Below are 468 nucleotides of genomic sequence, written 5' to 3'. Positions count from 1 at the left end.
GGGCATCGATACGCTCGTCGTCGACAAGACGCGGCCCGACATCGGCCTGCCGGTCGTGCAGGTGATCGCACCCGGCCTGTGTCATTTCTGGCCGCGCTTCGGCGCGCCGCGACTGTATTCGGTGCCCGTCGCGCAGCGCTGGCGCGAGCGGCCGCGCGACGAGGACGCGCTCAATCGCGCGCTGCTGTTCCTGTAGCGCGGGCCCGCCGCCGGCGGGCTTGCATGCGCCGGCGCCCGCAACGATGTCATTCGACGAGGAGCGCACGTGACGAATCGAACGCCGAATCAACCGTTCGCCCGCCCGGCGCGTCTTGCGCAAGCGGAGTGGCAGGCGCGCGTGCAACTGGCGGCCGCGTACCGGATCTTCGATCATCTCGGCTGGAGCGAGCTGATCTACAACTACATCTCGCTGCGCGTGCCGGGCGAAGACACGCATTTTCTGATCAACCCGTTCGGGCTGCACTACCG

At 68.4% G+C, this 468-nt stretch carries 2 protein-coding genes; both read left to right on the top strand.

All coding sequences use genetic code 11. The features are described from left to right. On the top strand, positions 1-196 hold a 196-nt coding region (locus J5M58_RS26720; RefSeq protein WP_207880380.1), incomplete at its 5' end, for a YcaO-like family protein. Between the two features lie 69 nt (positions 197-265). Further along, positions 266-468, top strand: a 203-nt coding sequence (locus J5M58_RS28580) for a class II aldolase/adducin family protein (protein WP_207880379.1), incomplete at its 3' end; no start/stop codon positions are given.

Source organism: Pseudomonas sp. 32_A (assembly GCF_017490905.1).
In the GTDB taxonomy this organism is placed as follows: domain Bacteria; phylum Pseudomonadota; class Gammaproteobacteria; order Pseudomonadales; family Pseudomonadaceae; genus Aquipseudomonas; species Aquipseudomonas inefficax.
Note: the sequence above shows the minus strand (reverse complement) of the source record. Positions and strands in the feature narration are given on the sequence as shown.